Source organism: Ruminococcus sp. (assembly GCF_019423705.1).
GTDB lineage: Bacteria > Bacillota > Clostridia > Oscillospirales > Ruminococcaceae > Hominimerdicola.
On record NZ_JAHZAX010000005.1, the window covers coordinates 171200 to 189460 of the forward strand.

At 46.4% G+C, this 18261-nt stretch carries 16 protein-coding genes; all 16 read left to right on the forward strand.

From position 1 onward, the window contains the following. Positions 1-72 precede the first annotated feature (72 nt). The 16 genes from QZ371_RS05895 to leuS all read left to right on the forward strand — a co-directional run bounded on the left by QZ371_RS05895 (position 73) and on the right by leuS (position 18229). Entirely contained in the window at positions 73-894 is an 822-nt protein-coding gene (locus QZ371_RS05895) for an RNA methyltransferase (RefSeq protein WP_295210591.1), read from the forward strand. Continuing rightward, positions 887-2122 (forward strand): DNA-processing protein DprA, encoded by a 1236-nt coding sequence (locus tag QZ371_RS05900; RefSeq protein ID WP_295210593.1) that lies wholly within the window; start codon positions 887-889, stop codon positions 2120-2122. The genes QZ371_RS05895 and QZ371_RS05900 overlap by 8 nt, the downstream gene beginning before the upstream one ends. A 23-nt stretch (positions 2123-2145) precedes the next feature. Then, positions 2146-4236 carry a type I DNA topoisomerase gene (gene topA / locus QZ371_RS05905; RefSeq protein WP_295210595.1) on the forward strand — a complete coding sequence of 697 codons (2091 nt, stop codon included), beginning with the start codon at positions 2146-2148 and terminating at the stop codon, positions 4234-4236. Next, positions 4226-5542: a methylenetetrahydrofolate--tRNA-(uracil(54)-C(5))-methyltransferase (FADH(2)-oxidizing) TrmFO gene (trmFO, locus tag QZ371_RS05910; protein WP_295210597.1), complete on the forward strand. Its 1317-nt coding sequence runs from the start codon at positions 4226-4228 to the stop codon at positions 5540-5542. Before topA ends, trmFO begins: the two co-directional genes overlap by 11 nt. 11 nt (positions 5543-5553) lie before the next feature. Next, entirely contained in the window at positions 5554-6564 is a 1011-nt protein-coding gene (gene plsX / locus QZ371_RS05915) for a phosphate acyltransferase PlsX (protein ID WP_295210598.1), read from the forward strand. Next, a complete protein-coding gene (gene rnc / locus QZ371_RS05920; RefSeq protein ID WP_295210600.1) occupies positions 6564-7262 on the forward strand; it encodes a ribonuclease III in 699 nt (232 codons plus the stop codon). Before plsX ends, rnc begins: the two co-directional genes overlap by 1 nt. Beyond that, complete coding sequence (locus QZ371_RS05925; RefSeq protein ID WP_295210602.1) at positions 7249-8262, forward strand: radical SAM protein; 1014 nt, start codon at positions 7249-7251, stop codon at positions 8260-8262. Before rnc ends, QZ371_RS05925 begins: the two co-directional genes overlap by 14 nt. Further along, a complete protein-coding gene (gene smc, locus QZ371_RS05930) occupies positions 8262-11828 on the forward strand; it encodes a chromosome segregation protein SMC (protein WP_295210604.1) in 3567 nt (1188 codons plus the stop codon). Before QZ371_RS05925 ends, smc begins: the two co-directional genes overlap by 1 nt. A 10-nt stretch (positions 11829-11838) precedes the next feature. Beyond that, positions 11839-12744, forward strand: a complete 906-nt coding sequence (gene ftsY / locus QZ371_RS05935) for a signal recognition particle-docking protein FtsY (protein WP_295210606.1) — start codon at positions 11839-11841, stop codon at positions 12742-12744. A gap of 65 nt (positions 12745-12809) precedes the next feature. Continuing rightward, complete coding sequence (locus tag QZ371_RS05940) at positions 12810-13310, forward strand: isochorismatase family cysteine hydrolase (RefSeq protein WP_295210608.1); 501 nt, start codon at positions 12810-12812, stop codon at positions 13308-13310. A 9-nt stretch (positions 13311-13319) separates the two neighbouring features. Beyond that, positions 13320-13895 carry an RdgB/HAM1 family non-canonical purine NTP pyrophosphatase gene (rdgB, locus tag QZ371_RS05945; RefSeq protein WP_295210610.1) on the forward strand — a complete coding sequence of 192 codons (576 nt, stop codon included), beginning with the start codon at positions 13320-13322 and terminating at the stop codon, positions 13893-13895. 18 nt (positions 13896-13913) lie between these two features. Next, positions 13914-14210, forward strand: a complete 297-nt coding sequence (locus QZ371_RS05950) for a YhbY family RNA-binding protein (protein ID WP_295210612.1) — start codon at positions 13914-13916, stop codon at positions 14208-14210. Further along, the gene (nadD, locus tag QZ371_RS05955; protein WP_295210613.1) at positions 14210-14827 is read left to right on the forward strand and encodes a nicotinate (nicotinamide) nucleotide adenylyltransferase; all 618 of its coding nucleotides are present in this window, start codon (positions 14210-14212) and stop codon (positions 14825-14827) included. The genes QZ371_RS05950 and nadD overlap by 1 nt, the downstream gene beginning before the upstream one ends. Next, positions 14817-15395, forward strand: coding sequence for a bis(5'-nucleosyl)-tetraphosphatase (symmetrical) YqeK (yqeK, locus tag QZ371_RS05960; protein ID WP_295210615.1), 579 nt, complete (start codon positions 14817-14819; stop codon positions 15393-15395). The genes nadD and yqeK overlap by 11 nt, the downstream gene beginning before the upstream one ends. Before the next feature lie 11 nt (positions 15396-15406). Next, positions 15407-15784 (forward strand): ribosome silencing factor, encoded by a 378-nt coding sequence (gene rsfS / locus QZ371_RS05965; protein WP_295210617.1) that lies wholly within the window; start codon positions 15407-15409, stop codon positions 15782-15784. A 30-nt stretch (positions 15785-15814) separates the two neighbouring features. Next, positions 15815-18229, forward strand: coding sequence for a leucine--tRNA ligase (gene leuS, locus QZ371_RS05970; protein WP_366558706.1), 2415 nt, complete (start codon positions 15815-15817; stop codon positions 18227-18229). Positions 18230-18261 lie beyond the last annotated feature (32 nt).

Consider the following 18261-nt stretch of genomic DNA (forward strand, 5'->3'; position numbering starts at 1 on the left):
CGCACGTTCTTGTAACCTGCGTGTTTTGTTGTATATTAAGGCAATAATATCAGGAATAAGAGGTGACGCAGTTTGCATATCAATAGTAAAGATAATCCTAAGATCAAGCTGTATAAAAAGCTTGCTTCAAACAAGAAATATCGTGACGAGCAGGGACTTTTTACGATCGAAGGTGCAAGAAACTGCGTTGACACCGCTTATGAAGCGCTCTGCGGAAATATAACCATCGAAGCTGTTTTTTATACTGCTCAGGCTCTTGAAAAGTATAAAAATAATCTTTCGGTGGACGATATTTTTCGCTGCGTGGATGATGATAAGATATTCGAGATATCGCAGGAATTGGCTGACAAAATGACCGACGAGGGAAGCTCGCAGGGCATTTTTATGATTGCGAAAAAGCTTGATATACCCTTTTGCGAGGATAATATCGACAAAGGCGGCAAATATCTTGTCCTTGACGGCTTGCAGGATCCGGGCAATCTTGGCACGCTGCTGCGTACGGCTGACGCTGTCGGCGTAAGCGGCGCTGTTATGACGGATAACTGCGTTGATCTTTACAATCCAAAGGTCGTAAGATCGGCAATGGGAAGCATTTCACGATTGAAGATTTTCGTTGTTAAACGGTTTGAGGAAGCGGCTGAGCTTTTCGGAAAAGTCGGCATACTAACGGCTGCGGCTGTTGTTAGAGACGGCGAAAGCATTACGGACTTTGATTTTTCAAAGCCTTGCGCTGTGGTAATAGGCAACGAGGGAAAAGGTCTGCCGAACGAGCACGTTGAGCTTTGCGACAGGAAAATCACTATCACGATGCACGGAAATATCGAATCGCTGAATGCAGCCTGCGCAGGAACTATTATCCTGTGGGAAATGTTCAGAGGTGAAAGCCGTGGATAACAGGACGCTTAAATTGTGGCTGTGGTCGGTGCTGGTGTTTACACCCGGAAGCAAAAGGCTGTGGCAGCTGTCGGCGAATTATGATGATATTTTCGAGTTCACGTCTGCCATAAAAAGCGGTGAGATATCGGGGCTGACTGAGAAAGAGATCGAGAGGGCAGAGAAGATAACCGACAGAGACGTTGATGAAATTCTTGAGCGCTGTGACGATCTCGGTATGAAAGTTTATTGTTACGAAAGTGAGGGCTATCCCAAAAGGCTGAAGGGCATTGCTGATCCGCCTGCTGTGCTGTTTGCATATGGTAACCTTGACTTTTTAAACGATAAATGCGTTATATCGGTGGTCGGCGCACGAAAGCCGTCTGAATATTCCATCGCCACGACTGGACGAATATGTAAAGACCTTATCGGAAGGAATATCCTGCTTGCCTCTGGCTTTGCTGGGGGAATAGATCAGATCGCAAACAACGTGTCTATCGAGTGCGGAAGCTTTCCAATTGCGGTGAGTGGTGCGGCTCTTGACAGCGATTATCCCAAGGGCAGCGGAGAGCTTAAAAATATTATTGCGCAAAAGGGCGTTATGATATCAGAACTTTTCCCCGGCTGCCGTGCTTATGGAAATGCTTTCGTGAACAGAAACCGCATACTTGTGGGCATTTCGGACGCTGTGCTGTTTGCGGAATGTAGCCAGCAGAGTCACGGACTGGACAATTTCGACCACGCTTTGTCACAAGGAAAACAGATATTTGTTATCCCGCCCCACGATATTTATGACAGCAGATATTTCGGGCAGCGTGATCTTATAAGAAACGAATGCCAGCCTGTTTTCGGTGCGGAGGATATAGTTTATTCTCTCGGATGCGAAAGGTTCGAGTTCATAAAAATGGTGAAGAGCCTCGGCGAATTTACTTTGCCGTCAGAGGACTCGGCGATATTCAGCGACGGAGTTAAGGCTGAAAACACAAAGCCTAAGAAGCGCCGCAGACAAAAGGCTGAAAAGAAAAGTAAAGAGCAAACAAAAGAAACGGCGATAAAACCACAGATAGATTATTCATCTTTAGATGAACAGCAGCAGAAGTTGTGCAGAGTGCTCGAGGGCGGCAATATGCTTGCGGACGAGCTTGCGCAGAAGCTTGAATGGGATATTTCAGACGTTCTTGCTGTGCTGACTGAACTGGAAATGTACGGCGTTGTCAGATCATTTCCGGGCAAAATGTTTGGTTTGTAATTTAATTGGAATGGAGAATTTATTTGTCTAATTTGATAATAGTAGAGTCACCGACTAAAATAAAGACGATAAAGAGATATCTCAGCGGAGACTATGAAGTTGTCGCTTCAAAGGGTCACGTCAGAGACCTGCCTAAGTCAAAGCTCGGTGTTGATATAGAGCACGATTTTGAACCTAAATATGTGAATATAAAGGATAAGGAAGGCCTTATCAAGGATATAAAGAAGCTTGCAAAGAAAAGCGATCACGTCTATCTCGCAGGAGACCCAGATCGTGAGGGAGAGGCCATTTCTTGGCATTTGGCGCTTTTGCTGGGCCTTGATCTTAACGACAAGAACAGAGTGACTTTTAATGAGCTCACCGAAACGGGTATCAAAGCTGGAATGAGCCACCCACGTTCTATTGACATCAATCTTGTCAATGCCCAGCAGGCAAGGCGTATCCTTGACAGACTTGTGGGCTATAAGCTTTCGCCTTTCCTTTGGAGAAAGATAAGAAAAGGCCTTTCCGCAGGCAGAGTTCAGTCTGTTGCGGTTAAGATGATTTGCGACAGAGAGAACGAGATACGTTCATTCGTGTCGCAGGAATATTGGTCTATCGACGGAAAGTTTTCTGCAAACGGCGAAAGAAAGACATTTGCGGCAAAGCTCAATACTGTTGACGGCAATAAGGTCGAGATAAAGACCAAAGAAGAAGCTGACGAGATACTTAAAAGGCTCGAGGATGCTGACTTTGTTATCGACAAGGTGAAAAAGAGCGTCCACAGAAAGTCACCGGCAGCTCCATTCACTACCTCGACCCTCCAGCAGGAAGCTTCAAGACGTCTCAGCTTCCAAGCGAGAAGAACGATGAAAACCGCTCAGGAACTTTATGAAGGTGTTGAGATAAAGGATATGGGTCAGACGGGTCTTATCACATATATGCGTACCGACAGCTTGAGAATTTCCGACGAAGCAAGGGCTGCGGCTTATGACTTTATCAGAAATAAATACGGTGATAAGTATATCCCCGATACCCCGAAAAAATATAAGACCAAGGGCAATGCGCAGGACGGTCACGAAGCTATCAGACCGACGCACCCAGAAGTCACCCCAGATATCGTAAAGGCCAGCGGCGTGACCAACGACCAGTACAAGCTTTACAAGCTCATTTGGGAAAGATTTATCGCTTCACAGATGTCAAACTGCCTTATGGATACAGTTTCCGTTGATATTCTTGCCAACGGCTGCAATTTCAAGGCAACAGGTTATTCCGTTAAGTTCGACGGTTTTACCGTGCTTTATGAGGAAGCAAAGGACGAAGAGGGCGAGAAGAAAAACGTTCTGCCGCCAATAAAGGCTGGGGACACGCTGAAAGTTCGCTCACTTGAGGGCAATCAGCATTTCACTCAGCCGCCAGCAAGATACACCGAAGCCACACTTGTAAAGGCTTTTGAAGAAACGGGAATAGGCAGACCGTCAACATATGTGCCGACTATCACAACTATCGTCAACAGAAATTATGTTGAGCGTGACGGAAAGCAGCTCAAGCCAACAGCTCTCGGCGAGGTGACGAACCAGCTTATGAGCGAGCATTTTGACAAGATAGTTGACGTGAAGTTCACGGCGAATATGGAGCACTCGCTTGATGAAGTCGAAAGCGGCAAGAAGAGCTGGGTAAAGACTTTGCAGGACTTTTACGGCGAGTTTGACGACGAGCTCACAAAGGCGGAAGAGGCAATGGACGGCAAGCGTATCAAAGTTCCCGACGAGGAGACCGACCAGGTCTGTGAGGTCTGCGGAAAGCCTATGGTAATAAAGATAGGCAGATACGGCAAGTTTATGGCCTGTTCGGGCTTCCCTGAGTGTACCAACACTAAGAAGATCGTTCAGGAAACAGGCGGCTTCTGCCCATATTGCGGCAAAAAGGTGCTGCTCAAAAAGTCCAAAAAGGGCAAGAAGTATTACGGCTGCGAGGATAACCCCGAGTGCAAGTTTATGACTTGGGACGTTCCGACAGAAGAAAAATGCCCGAAGTGCGGAAGCACCTTGTTCCAAAAGGGCGGCAAGAACGGAATGCTTATTTGTCATAAACCCGATTGCGGATATGAAAGGAATTTGTCCAATGGCGGTTAAGGTTATAGGCGCAGGACTTGCGGGCTGTGAAGCGGCTTGGCAGCTTGCGAACGCAGGGATAGACGTTGAGCTTTATGAAATGAAGCCGAAAAAGTTCACCCCTGCTCATAAATACAAGGGCTTTGCCGAGCTCGTTTGCTCAAATTCCTTGAAGGCGGACAGGATAGATTCTGCCGCAGGAATGTTAAAAGAGGAAATGAGAAGGCTTGGCTCGCTTACAATGGCTTGTGCCGCCGAGACAAAGGTCTCTGCAGGCGGTGCGTTGGCTGTTGACAGGGAAAAGTTTTCCGATATGGTAACGGAAAACATAAGAAATAACGAACACATAAAGGTCATCGAGGAAGAACTGACTGAGATCCCAGAGGGGGACGTTATAATAGCAACAGGCCCTCTTACAAGCGACGGACTTGCCGAGAGCATTGGCAAGATCTGCGGCGATTATCTCTATTTTCACGACGCCGCAGCGCCGATCGTGACTTATGAGAGCCTTGACAAGGACAAGGTTTTCTTTGCCTCACGTTATGGCAAGGGCGAGGCTGATTATATCAATTGCCCGATGAACAAGGAAGAGTATCTGAGATTTTATAACGAGCTTATAAATGCTGAGTCGGCACCGCTCCACGACTTTGATAAGGAGCATTTCTCAAAGGATGGTTTTAAGGTCTACGAGGGCTGTATGCCTGTTGAAGTGCTTGCAAAGCGTGGCGAGGACACAATGCGTTTTGGCCCATTAAAGCCCGTTGGACTTACTGACCCGAGAACGGGCAGCAGACCTTATGCGGTTGTACAGCTCAGAGCGGAGAACGCCGAGGGCAGCCTTTATAACCTTGTGGGATTTCAGACAAATCTGAAATTCGGCGAGCAGAAGCGAGTTTTCTCGTTGATAACAGGTCTTGAAAACGCTGAATTTATGCGCTATGGCGTTATGCACAGGAACACTTTCATAAATTCGCCGAGGCTTTTGAATGCGCAGTTCAATATGCGTGACAGAGAGAACCTTTATTTTGCAGGTCAGATGACAGGCGTTGAGGGTTACATCGAATCGGCGGCAAGCGGAATTTTTGCAGGACTGAGTATGGCAAGACGTTTGCAGGGCAAGACTGCGGTGACGCTGCCTGATACCACAATGCTGGGTGCGCTTTCAAAGTATATAAGCGACCCGACTGTTGAAAAATTCCAGCCAATGGGCTGTAATATGGGCATACTTCCCGAATTGCCCGAGCGTATAAGAGATAAAAAATTGAAGTACAAAGTGATAGCCGAAAGAGGTCTTGCTGATCTTGATAAGGCCATAGCTGAATTTTAAGGAGTTTGTATATGAACATAGTAATTGACGCATTCGGCGGAGATAACGCACCTCTCGAAGTCATCAAGGGCTCAATAGACGCTCAGAAAGATTTCGGCGTTGACGTTACTCTTGTCGGAGATGAAGCAAAGATAAAGAAATGTGCACAGGAAAATGGTCTCGATATCACAGCTTTACATATCAGGCACGCTAACACAGTTATCGAGATATGCGAAGAGCCTACCGAAGTCATCAAGGGCAAGAAAGATTGCTCAATGGCAGTCGGTATGAGAATGCTTGCTGACGGCGAGGGTGACGCCTTTGTTTCCGCAGGCTCAACAGGTGCGCTTGTAGTTGGCGCAACTTTCATCGTTAAGAGAATAAAGGGTATCAAGAGACCAGCTCTTGCAACTATCCTGCCGACAGCTTCAACACCCACAATGCTTCTTGACAGCGGCGCAAATGCAGACTGCCGTCCTGAAATGCTAACACAGTTCGGTATAATGGGTGCGGCTTATATGAACAAGATACTTGGAGTTGAGTCGCCGAGAGTTGGCCTTGCGAATATCGGCGCTGAGGAGTCAAAGGGAAGAGAGCTGGAGCTTGAAACATACAAGCAGCTCAAGAACGCACCTGTAAACTTTGTTGGCAATATCGAAGCAAGACAGCTTCCAATGGGCGATTGCGACGTTTGCGTTGCAGACGGCTTCTGCGGAAACCTTATGCTCAAGCTTTACGAGGGTATGGCAAAGTTCTTCTCAGGCGAGCTTAAGACACTTCTTACAAAGGACACAAAGTCAAAGATCGCAGCACTTATGGTAATGAAGAACGTAAAGGAATTCAAGAAAAAGGTAGACTATTCCGAATACGGCGGAGCACCGCTCCTCGGTACAGCAAAGCCTGTTATCAAGGCTCACGGCTCATCAAATGCCAGAGCATTCTACAATGCGATCAGACAGGCAAAACAGTTCACAGAAACAAAGGTCATTGACGAGATAACTTCTGCCATTGAACAGATGAAAAGCAAACAGGAGATGTTATAATGGACGAACTGACGGCTCTTAAAGAGTTTCAGAAAAGGATCGGCTATACTTTCAAGGACGAAAAGCTGCTTTATGAAGCGCTTTCGCATTCGTCCTTTGCTAATGAAAATAAAAAAGCAAGAAACAGCAACGAGAGACTTGAATTTTTGGGCGACTCCGTGCTTTCGATAGTCGTTTCAGACCATATTTTTGAGCATTACAAGCACCTGCCCGAGGGCGAGCTCACAAAAATGAGAGCGTCGCTGGTATGTGAAAAGGCGCTGTTTGAGTTCTCAAAGAAGATAGAGCTTGGCAAGTATATCTTCCTCGGCAAGGGTGAAGAGCTTACAGGCGGTCGTGAGAGACCTTCAATAATCTCCGACGCCTTTGAAGCTGTTATCGCAGCAATATATCTTGACGGCGGTATCAAGCCTGTAAGCAAGTATATCCTCTCGTTTATCCCCGAGAATATCACGCCTGACGGCTCAGCATTCCACGATTACAAGACGATCTTGCAGGAAGTTATACAGAAAAATCCCGAGGAGCGCATTGAGTATCACCTCAAGAGCGAATCGGGTCCCGATCACAACAAGAAATTTACTGTTCAGGTGCTTCTTAACAGCAACGTTATTGGCGAGGGCACAGGCAGATCAAAGAAGTCTGCGGAGCAGTTCGCCGCAAAGGAAGCATTGGAATTAATGGGCTATGGCGCACAGTAATATTTCGATTTTCGTGCCCCATATCGGCTGTCCGCATATGTGCGCATTCTGCAATCAGCGGACTATCACAGGCACGGAAAAGATTCCCCACGCAGATGATGTGCGGCGCATTTGCTCCCAGGCAATGGGTGAGGTCAAAGACCCGTCACAGACGGAGATAGCGTTTTTCGGCGGAAGCTTTACAGCCGTGCCGAGAGATTATATGCTGGAACTGCTTGAAGCGGCTGACGAGTTTGTTGGCGAGGGAAAATTCAGCGGCATAAGAATATCTACACGCCCCGATTATATCGACAGCGAAATACTTGACATACTCAAAACCCACGGCGTAACGGCAATTGAGCTCGGGGCACAGTCAATGGTGGACAGAGTGCTTGAAGCCAATGAGCGTGGGCACTCGGCGGCGGATATCGAGAACGCTTCAAAGCTTATAAAAAGCTATGGCTGCTTTGAACTTGGGCTGCAAATGATGGTGGGGCTTTATCAAAGCACAAAGGCTGACGAGCTTGAGACTTGGCGGCGGATATCGGCGCTCGAGCCGAGAACAGTTCGCATTTATCCTGTTGTGATACTTGCAGGAACGAAGCTTGGCGAGCTTTATGGAAGCGGTGAGTTCAAGCCGATGGCTTTTGATGATGTTGTCAGCCTGTGTTCTGATTTTCTTGAGGACGCAGAAAAGCGTGGCATAAACGTTATAAAGCTGGGACTTCACGCAAGCGAGGTCGTTGAAGCGCAAATGCTTGGCGGATTTTATCACCCTGCGTTCAGAGAACTTTGCGAGGGCAGGAATTACCTGAAAAAGCTGGAGCGAATGCTCGATGATGAAAACATCAAGTCTGCGGTGATGTCGGTATCACCAAAGGAGCTAAGCAAGGCTATCGGACAGAAAAAGTGCAATATAGAGCATTTCAAAAACAAAGGTATCGAGCTGAAGATCGTGCAGAAAAGCGGTGCTGAGGGCTTGAAAATAGAGGAGATCAAATATAAAGGCGGTGAGAAATAATGTATCTGAGATCGTTGGAGCTTCAAGGCTTCAAGTCATTTCCCGATAAGATAGAGCTTAAATTCAATAAAGGTATCACCGCAGTTGTAGGACCGAATGGCTCCGGCAAGAGCAATATCGGCGACGCTATGCGTTGGGTAATGGGCGAGCAGTCCTCAAAAACTCTCCGTGGCGAAAAGATGTCGGGCGTTATTTTTCACGGAACGCAAACACGCCCTAAAGCGCCTTTTGCACAGGTGACTATCACCATTGATAACGAGGACGGGGCGCTGGAGTACGACAGCGACACAGTTTCCGTTTCAAGAAAGCTTTACCGCAATGGCGACAGCGAATATATGATAAACGGCAAGGGCGTTAGACTTAAAGACGTCGTGGAGCTGTTTATGGACACAGGTCTTGGCCGTGACGGATATTCCATAATCGGACAGGGCAGGATAGCTGATATCGTCAACGGTAAGTCAAACGATCGCCGTGAGATATTTGAAGAAGCTGCTGGTATCTCGAAATTCCGTTTCAAGAAAGAGGAAGCAGAGCGAAAGCTTGTTGCTGCAGAGGATAATATTTCAAGGCTCAACGATATAATCGGCGAGCTTGAAAGCCGTGTTGGGCCGCTGAAAGCTCAGTCTGAAAAGGCGGAAAAATTCCGTGTGCTGGATACTGAAAAAAGACAGCTTGAAGTGTCGGTTTGGGTGTATAAGCTCAACGATTATATGGCGCAGATCTCGGGCTATACTGAAAAGCTCAAGGCTATGAAGAAGCAGTATGACGAGCTGACGGGCGAGCTTGAGACAATTGAAAATGAGATCGACGACAGCTTTGCAAAGAGCGCCGAAAAGGCTGAAGAGGCTGACGAACTCAAGAATAAAATACATCAGGTGGAGCTTGAGAATTCGCAAGCGCTTGCCGATATAAAGGTACTTGAAAATGATATTTCGCACCTTGAAGATAATATTTTGCAGCTCAAAGATCAGATCGAGCAGTCAAAGGCTTCAAAATACTATCTTGAGGCTGAGTTGAAAAAAAGGCGTGAAGACCTTGAAAGCTTGAATGAAAAAAGCGCACAGCAGGATAAGGCTGTTAATGACAAGGAAAACGAGCTTGCGGAGCTGCTTTCAAAAACCGAACAGTCTGACAAGACAGTTAGCGATGCAGGCAGCTTTATAAACGGTCTTTATATGAAAAAGTCTGAGACTTCTTTCAGACTTGAAAATGCTAAAAATAACATTGCTGATATCGAGGAGCAGACTGAAAAAGCTCTCGATTATCAGAGCCAGCTTGAGGAACATTCAAAGCTTTCTTCCAAAGAGCTGAGAGAACTGCGTGAGTCAAAATCAAAGGCTGACGACAGAAAAGAAGAGCTTACAAATCAGCTCGGCGGACTTAACAAGCTTCTTGAATCGAGAAGCACAAAGCTGAAAGACTGCAGCGCAAAGTTCGCAGATACGGACGTTGCGCTTCGTGAAGTAAATTCCAAGATAGGCATTTTGAATGATCTTGAAAACTCAATGGAGGGCTTCGTTTATAGCGTAAAGCACGTTATGAAAGCTTCAAAGCAGGGCAGGATAAGCGGAATATGCGGCTCGGTCGCACAGCTTATCAGCGTTGAATCAAAGTATTCTGTGGCTATCGAGACGGCTTTGGGCGGAGCCTTGCAGAACATTGTCGTTGAGAATGAGGACTCAGCAAAGCGCTGCATGAGACTGCTCAAAGACGACAAGGCGGGCAGAGCTACGTTCTTGCCAATAACTTCGGTAAAGGGCACAAGGCTAAATATGCCGCAGCTCGATAACGAGGACGGATTTGTTGCTCTCGGATGCGAACTTGTAAAATTTGACGGGAAATATAGGGGCATAATCGACAGTCTTCTTGGCAGGATATGTATTGCCGAGGATATCGACTATGCAACGAACATTGCCAAAAAATACGGCTATAAATTCCGTATCGTCACCCTTGACGGACAGGTCATAAATGCAGGCGGTTCGTTCACGGGTGGTAGCGTTTCAAAGAAAACTGGACTTTTGACCCGTAAGAACGAGATCGAAGCGCTGAACAAGAAAAAGGCAAACCTTGAACAAAGCTTTGGCGAGCTTCGTGAAAAGCGTGAAAAGCTCAGCCAAGAAGTGGCAAAGTTCAATGCCGATATCGAGGGCTATAAAGAGCAGCTTTCACAGGTCAGCGGCGATTGCTTGCGGTTTGAAATGGAGATAAAGCGTGTCAGCGAGTATTACAGCGATTATGAGAGCAAGCTCGATGAAAATGATATGCTTATCGAAAGGTTGAAGAAAAAGCTTGTTGCCGCTGAAAGCGACCTTGACAAGGCGCAGACTGATCTTGCGGCCATCGAAACTGAGATAGCTGATAACGAGGGCAAGCTTGCAGATTCGCAAAACGAGCAGGCACAGCTCAGACAGAAGCGTGAAGCAATTAGTCAGGAGCTGTCTGAAATGAAGATAAGCGCCGCTGAGATAGTCAAGGACTGCGAAGCGTGCAGGCTCTCTATCCAGCAGCTTGAAGAGACTATCAGCGGAAGCGACGACGACAGCGGCAGGCTGACACAGAACATTGCCGATTGTGAAAAAACTATCGCTGAGAAAAACAAGCTTATCGAGGATACCCGTAAAAAGCTTGGGGGCGCTGACGAGATAATTGCTTCCATAAACAAGTCTGTTGAGGCGGCTCAGCAGGAGCATTTGGAGCTTGACAACGCCGCAAACAAGCTGCGTTCAAAGCAGAAAATAAAAATGGACGAGAAGGAAACTCTCTCGGGTCAGCTTTCAAGAACTGAGGAGCAGAAAAAGTCTGTCACCGCAGGTTTTGACAAGCTGGTTGCGCAGTTGTGGGACGATTACGAGCTCACAAGAAGCGACGCTGCGGAGATCGCAGAGGAGATCGAGGACTTGACGGCGGCAAATAAGCGACTCAATGAGCTGCGCAGCAAGATAAAGGCTCTCGGTCACGTCAATCTTGGCGCTATCGAAGAGTATGCAGAGGTCTCACAGCGATATGAGCTCATAACAGGCCAGCTCTATGACGTCAACGTCTCCAAATTGAAGCTTGAAGAGCTTATCGAAGACCTGACTGAGAATATGAAAAATATGTTTATCGACACCTTCGAGAAGATAAACAGCAATTTCAAGAAGATATTCACCGAGCTTTTTGGCGGCGGCCAATGCGAGCTCATACTCACAGATATGAATAACGTGCTCACCTGCGGCATAGAGATAAACGTTCAGCCGCCGGGCAAGGTAATAACGAACCTTATGTCGCTTTCGGGCGGCGAGCAGGCGCTTGTGGCGATCGCAATATACTTTGCGATACTCAAGATATCGCCGTCGCCGTTTTGCCTTTTGGACGAGATCGAGGCGGCGCTCGATGATGTGAACGTTTCAAAATATGCGCAGTATCTTCATCACCTTACAGATAAAACACAGTTTATTACCATCACCCACAGACGTGGCACAATGGAAGAAGCCGACGTGCTTTACGGTGTAACGATGCAGGAAAAGGGCGTTTCAAAGCTTCTGAAAATGGACGTTTCACAGACGCATCAAATGGAACTTGAATAGGAGTGATAGAATGGGATTTTTTGAAAAACTGAAAAACGGACTTAAAAAGACCAAAGACTCGATGATGGGCAGGATCGAGAGCCTGCTCAGCTCATTCAGCAAGATCGACGAAGATCTTTTTGAAGAGCTTGAAGAGACTTTGATCCTTTGCGATATAGGCGTTACCACTTCTGAAAAAATATGCGATACGCTGAGGCAGCGTGTTAAGCAGGAGAGCGTTAAAGAACCCGAGAAGATCAAGGATATGCTAAAGGATATCATCACAGAAATGCTGGGAGAGCCACAGCCCCTTGATATGTCCACGACGCCGTCAGTCATTCTTGTTATCGGCGTAAACGGCGTTGGCAAGACGACAACTATCGGCAAGCTTGCTTATCAGCTCCATAATCAGGGCAAAAAGGTCATCGTTGCGGCGGCTGATACTTTCAGAGCGGCAGCTATCGACCAGCTTGAAGTTTGGACAAAGCGTGCAGGGGTCGATATCATCAAGCACAACGAGGGTTCTGACCCTGCGTCTGTTGTATATGACGCACTTTCTGCCGCAAAGGCAAGACAGGCAGATGTTGTTATCTGCGATACGGCAGGACGTCTACACAATAAAAAAAATCTTATGGACGAGCTGAAAAAGATATCTAGGATCGTTCACCAGCAGGCAGAGGGATGTGCCCTTGAGGTACTGCTTGCCCTTGACGCCACAACAGGACAGAACGCAGTCAATCAGGCGAGACAGTTCAATGAGGTTGCAGATATCACAGGCATAATCCTCACAAAGCTTGACGGAACAGCAAAGGGCGGAATAATAATCAGTATCACAGATGATCTTAAAGTGCCTGTTAAGCTTGTTACAGTCGGCGAAAAAATAGACGATATACAGCCGTTCTCTTCAAGAGATTTTGTAGAAGCGCTGTTTGAATAATTTGTATAAAAAATATTTGATTAGAAGAAAGCAATTAATAAAGTATAGTAGGGGGAAATCAAAAAATGGATAAGGTTTTGTTTGTTGTTGATATGCAGGAGATGTATGTTGGCAGGGGCAGAGATAAGTCGGCTTATCCCTATGACGCTGAGGCGCTTATCGAAAATATAAATAAAAGGATAGCGGCATATAAGCCCGAGGAAGTCTTTTATATAGTCAGCTATAAAAAGGGTCTGCTTGGCGGTTCAATGCCGAAAGAGGGAACTCCTGCGGCAAGCTTTCCGGCAAAACTCAAAGTCGTTTCCAAAAATATTTATGCAAAAAATAAACCAGATGCTTTCACAAACAATGCTCTCGAGGACTTTATGAGAGCGAGAAACGTCAAAGAGATAGAGTTTGTAGGCGTTGACGGCGGCGTGTCTATCGGAAACACGGCTATCGGTGCAATGGACTGCGATATGAGGGTCATATTCAACGAAGATTGTATCGGTACTATTTTCAAGGATAAGGCAATGAAATGCCGTGAGAAATTCAGAAAAAACAGAGTGTCATATATACACAGTTAAGGAGAATTTATGAAACTTGTTATTGCAAGCAATAATAAAGGCAAGATAAGAGAATACAAGCAGCTTTTGGAGCCGCTTGGCTATGAGGTTATGTCCCAGTCTGAGGCGGGCATTGATCTTGACGTTGAAGAGACGGGAACTACCTTTGCGGAGAATTCAGCACTTAAGGCAAGAGCCGCTTATAAGCTTTGCGGCTGTGCAGTTCTTGCAGATGACAGCGGTCTTGAGATAGACGCTTTGAACGGCGAACCGGGCGTTTATTCCGCAAGATACGGCGGACTTAGCTCTGATGAGGAGCGTACAGCTCTTGTGCTTGAAAAGCTCAAAGACGTTGCCGATGATAAGCGTGGTGCGCACTTTACCTGCACCATACATTTCATCAAGGCAGACGGCGAGGAGATCGCCGTTGAGGGCAAAGTGTTCGGAAAGATAGGCTATGAGCCTGTTGGCGAAAACGGCTTTGGCTATGACCCTATATTTATGTATGATGGCAAAAGCTTTGCGCAGGTGGACGCCGAGACAAAGAACGCCGTTTCACACAGGGCAAATGCTTTGAAAGCCTTGCTAAAGGAACTTACAAAATAAACCGAAAGGAATTAGAATATGATAACAACTAAGCAGAGAGCGGAACTCAAAGGTATGGCTTCACTTATTCAGCCTGCATTTCAGATAGGCAAGGGCGGAGTGAACGACGCACAGGTGGCTCAGATAGACGATTATCTCAGAGTGCACGAGCTCGTTAAGATAAAGGTGCTTGATAACTCGATGTACACTGCAAGAGAAGCAGCAGAGGAGATATCCGAAAAGATAAACGCCGAAGTGGTACAGGTAATCGGATCAAAGGCTGTGCTTTATAAGCGCAATGAGAAAGAGCCTGTTATAAAGCTCAAGTCCAAGTAATGAATATCGGCATTTTTGGTGGAACGTTCAATCCTGTCCATAAGGGTCACGAAAATTGTCTTGTGAGCGTTATGGCGCAGGCAGGACTTGACAGAGTAATTATTATGCCCGACAGGATACCGCCCCACAAAGAAGCCCCCGACCTTGCTTCATCTGAGGACAGGCTCAATATGTGCAGACTTGCGTTTTCAGATATAAAGGGCACTGAGATATCAGACTGGGAGCTGAGGCAGGAGGGCAAGAGCTATTCTGTCATAACGCTAAGGCATTTGAAAGCGCAGTATCCAGAGGATAAGCTGTTCTTTATTATGGGAGGCGATATGCTGCTTTCATTTGAGGCGTGGTATAACTACCGTGAGATACTGACCCTTGCGGCACTTGTGTGCGTGGCACGTTCAAGGGAAGATATTATGGCGATAGAGCAGAAAGCTGAGGAGCTAAGGGCTATCGGCGGTGATATAATCATCGTGCAGACCGAGCCTTTTGAGATATCTTCCAGCGAGATAAGGGACAGACTGAAAAAAAATCTTGATTGCTCTTGCTATTTGAATAAAAATGTTGTACAATATATAGTGGACAAAAATTTGTATAACAGAGGTTTTCCAAGTGGCAGATAAAAAAACTATCGGAGCTTATAAGGCTTATTTAAAAGAACATCTATCAAAGAAAAGATATACACATTCGGTGAATGTGGCAAATGCGGCGGTGACGCTGGCAAAAAGATACGGCGCAGACGAGGATAAGGCATATGTTGCAGGACTGCTTCACGACGTTGCCAAGGAGATACCGGCGGTGGAGCTTGCAAAAATCGTCGAGAAATCAAGCCTTGACGTTTGCGAGATCGAAAAGAAAGCAATGCCGCTTTTTCACGGCATTGCAGGGGCTGAGCTTGTGCAGACGCTTTTTGATATTCACGACCCCGAGATAATTTCCGCAATAAGATATCATACAGTTGCCTGCGGAAATATGCCGAAGCTTAGCCAGATCGTGTATCTTGCCGACCTTATATCTGAGGACAGAGATTATAAGGATGTAAAGAGAATGAGAAAATATGCCGAGCAGAGCCTTGAAAAAGCAATGCTCGAAGCCCTTAGATTTTCCATAAAGGACTCAGTCGACAAGGGCAATACCATTCCCGTGTCGACCCTTGAGGCATATAATGATTTTGCTTTAATTTCAAAATAAAGGAGATTTTTATGAGTAACATTTCTCAGAATGAAAAGCTTGCTACAATAGTAAAGGCTCTTGATTCCAAGAGAGCTGAGGATATACAGATCATCGAGATCGGCGATCTTACTATCGTTGCGGACTATTTTGTCATCGCAAACGGTACTTCCAGCACTCAGACAAAGGCGCTTGCAGAAGAAGTTGAGTTCAAGATGAGCCAGCAGGGCATCGAACCGAACAGAACTGAGGGCTATCAGGGTGCGACTTGGGTGGTACTGGATTACGGCGATATAATCGTTCACGTTTTTTACAGCGAAACAAGAAACTACTATAATCTTGAAAGACTTTGGTCTGACGGCAAAAATATCGACGTAAAACAGTTTTTGCCTGAAGAGACTCAGGACTGATTTTGACAATTATAATTTAACAAAGGATTGATAAAAATGAAGAACTATGATTTTTCCGCCATTGAAAGCAAATGGCAGAAGTATTGGGACGAGCACGGAACTTTTAAAGCCAGCGATGACTATTCAAAGAAGAAGTTCTATGGTCTTGTAGAGTTCCCATATCCTTCCGGCCACGGTATGCACGTTGGTCATATCAAGGCTTATTCCGGCCTTGAGGTCGTAAGCCGTAAGAGACGTATGCAGGGCTACAACGTTTTGTTCCCGATAGGCTTTGACGCTTATGGTCTGCCGACTGAGAACACAGCTATCAAGACCGGCGTTCACCCAAGACAGGTAACAGATGAGAACATCAAGAAGTTCACAGGTCAGCTCAAGAGAGTTGGTTTTTCTTTCGACTGGTCGAGAGTTATCGACACAACAGACGAAGGATATTATAAGTGGACGCAATGGATATTCCTCAAAATGTTCGAGAACGGCCTTGTTTTCAGAGACAAGACCCTTGTAAACTATTGCCCAAGCTGTAAGGTAGTTCTTTCAAACGAGGACTCACAGGGCGGCCATTGCGACGTTTGTCACAGCGAGATCGTTCAGAAAACAAAGGAAGTTTGGTATCTTAGGATAACAGAGTATGCCGACAAGCTCCTTCAGGGACTTGAAGAAGTTGACTATCTGCCAAATATCAAGCTCCAGCAGCAGAACTGGATAGGCAAGTCAACAGGCGCTTTCGTAAACTTCAAGATCAAGGAGCAGGACGAGCAGCTGAGAATCTATACCACACGTCCTGACACACTTTACGGCGTTACATTTATGGTCATCGCTCCTGAGCACCCTATCATTCAGAAGTACAGAGACAGCATTGCAAATATCGCTGACCTTGACGCTTATAAGACAGAGTGCGCAAAGAAGAGCGAATTTGAAAGAACACAGCTTGTGAAGGACAAGACAGGCGTTAAGATCGACGGCCTGACAGCTATAAATCCTATCACAGGCAAGGAGATCCCTATCTACATTTCAGACTATGTTATGATGGGTTACGGCACAGGCGCAATTATGGCCGTACCTGCTCACGATACAAGAGACTATGATTTCGCAAAGAAATTCGGCATTGATATAATCGAAGTTATCAAGGGCGGCGACATTTCTGAGGAAGCTTATACAGGCGACGGCGAAATGGTAAATTCGGGCGAGCTCAACGGCATTACGAACAAGAAGGAAGCTATAGAAAAAATGCTTACTGTTCTTGACAAGCTGGGCTGCGGCGAAAAGGGCGTACAGTATAAGATGAAGGACTGGGCGTTCAACCGTCAGAGATATTGGGGCGAGCCTATCCCGATCGTTCATTGCCCTCATTGCGGAATGGTACCGGTTCCATATGACGAGCTTCCGCTCAAGCTGCCACCGGTAAAGAACTTTGAGCCTGGTACAGATGGCGAGAGCCCGCTTGCTAAGATCGAGTCATTCGTAAACTGCAAGTGCCCTAAGTGCGGCTGCGACGCTAAGAGAGAAACAGACACAATGCCGCAATGGGCAGGTTCTTCTTGGTACTTCCTCCGCTATTGCGACCCTAAGAACGACAAGGAATTTGCTTCACGGGAAGCTTTGAAATACTGGATGCCTGTTGACTGGTATAACGGAGGTATGGAGCACGTTACACGTCATATGATCTACTCACGTTTCTGGCATAAGTTCCTCTATGATCTCGGCCTTGTTCCGACTTCTGAGCCTTATGCAAAGAGAACAGCACAGGGTCTTATCCTTGGCCCTGACGGCGAGAAGATGAGTAAGTCAAGAGGCAATGTCGTTGACCCTAACGACGTTGTTGACGAGTACGGCGCTGACGTCCTCAGACTTTACGTTCTGTTTATGGGCGACTATGAAAAGGCCGCACCTTGGAGCGAGAGCAGCGTTAAGGGCTGCAAGAGATTTGTTGACAGAGTATGGGCTTTGCAGGATAAGGTCGTTGACAGCAATGAATACAGCGACAAGCTCAAGTCCGCAATGCACAAGACTATCAAGAAGGTATCGGAAGATATCGAGGCAATGAAGTTCAACACAGCTATCGCCGCAATGATGTCTCTGCTCAATGAGATCTACAACGTTGGCTCTATCACAAAGAAGGAATTCAGAGACTTCCTCATTATCCTCAATCCATTCGCACCGCACGTTACTGAGGAGCTTTACCAGCTCATCGGCTGCAAGGGCGTTCTTGACGAGCAGGAGTGGGTATCTTATGATGAAGCACTCTGCAAGGACGATACTATCGAGATCGTTTGTCAGATAAACGGCAAGGTAAAGGCTAAGCTCACCATCGCCGCTGACGCTGCAAAGGACGACGTTATTGCACAGGCAAAGGCTGACGAAGCTATCGTTAAGGCAGTTGACGGAAAGAACATCGTCAAGGAGATCTACGTTCCCGGAAAGCTTGTAAATCTTGTAGTAAAATAAGCCGAAAAAATTCTTCTTATTTTTAAGAAAAA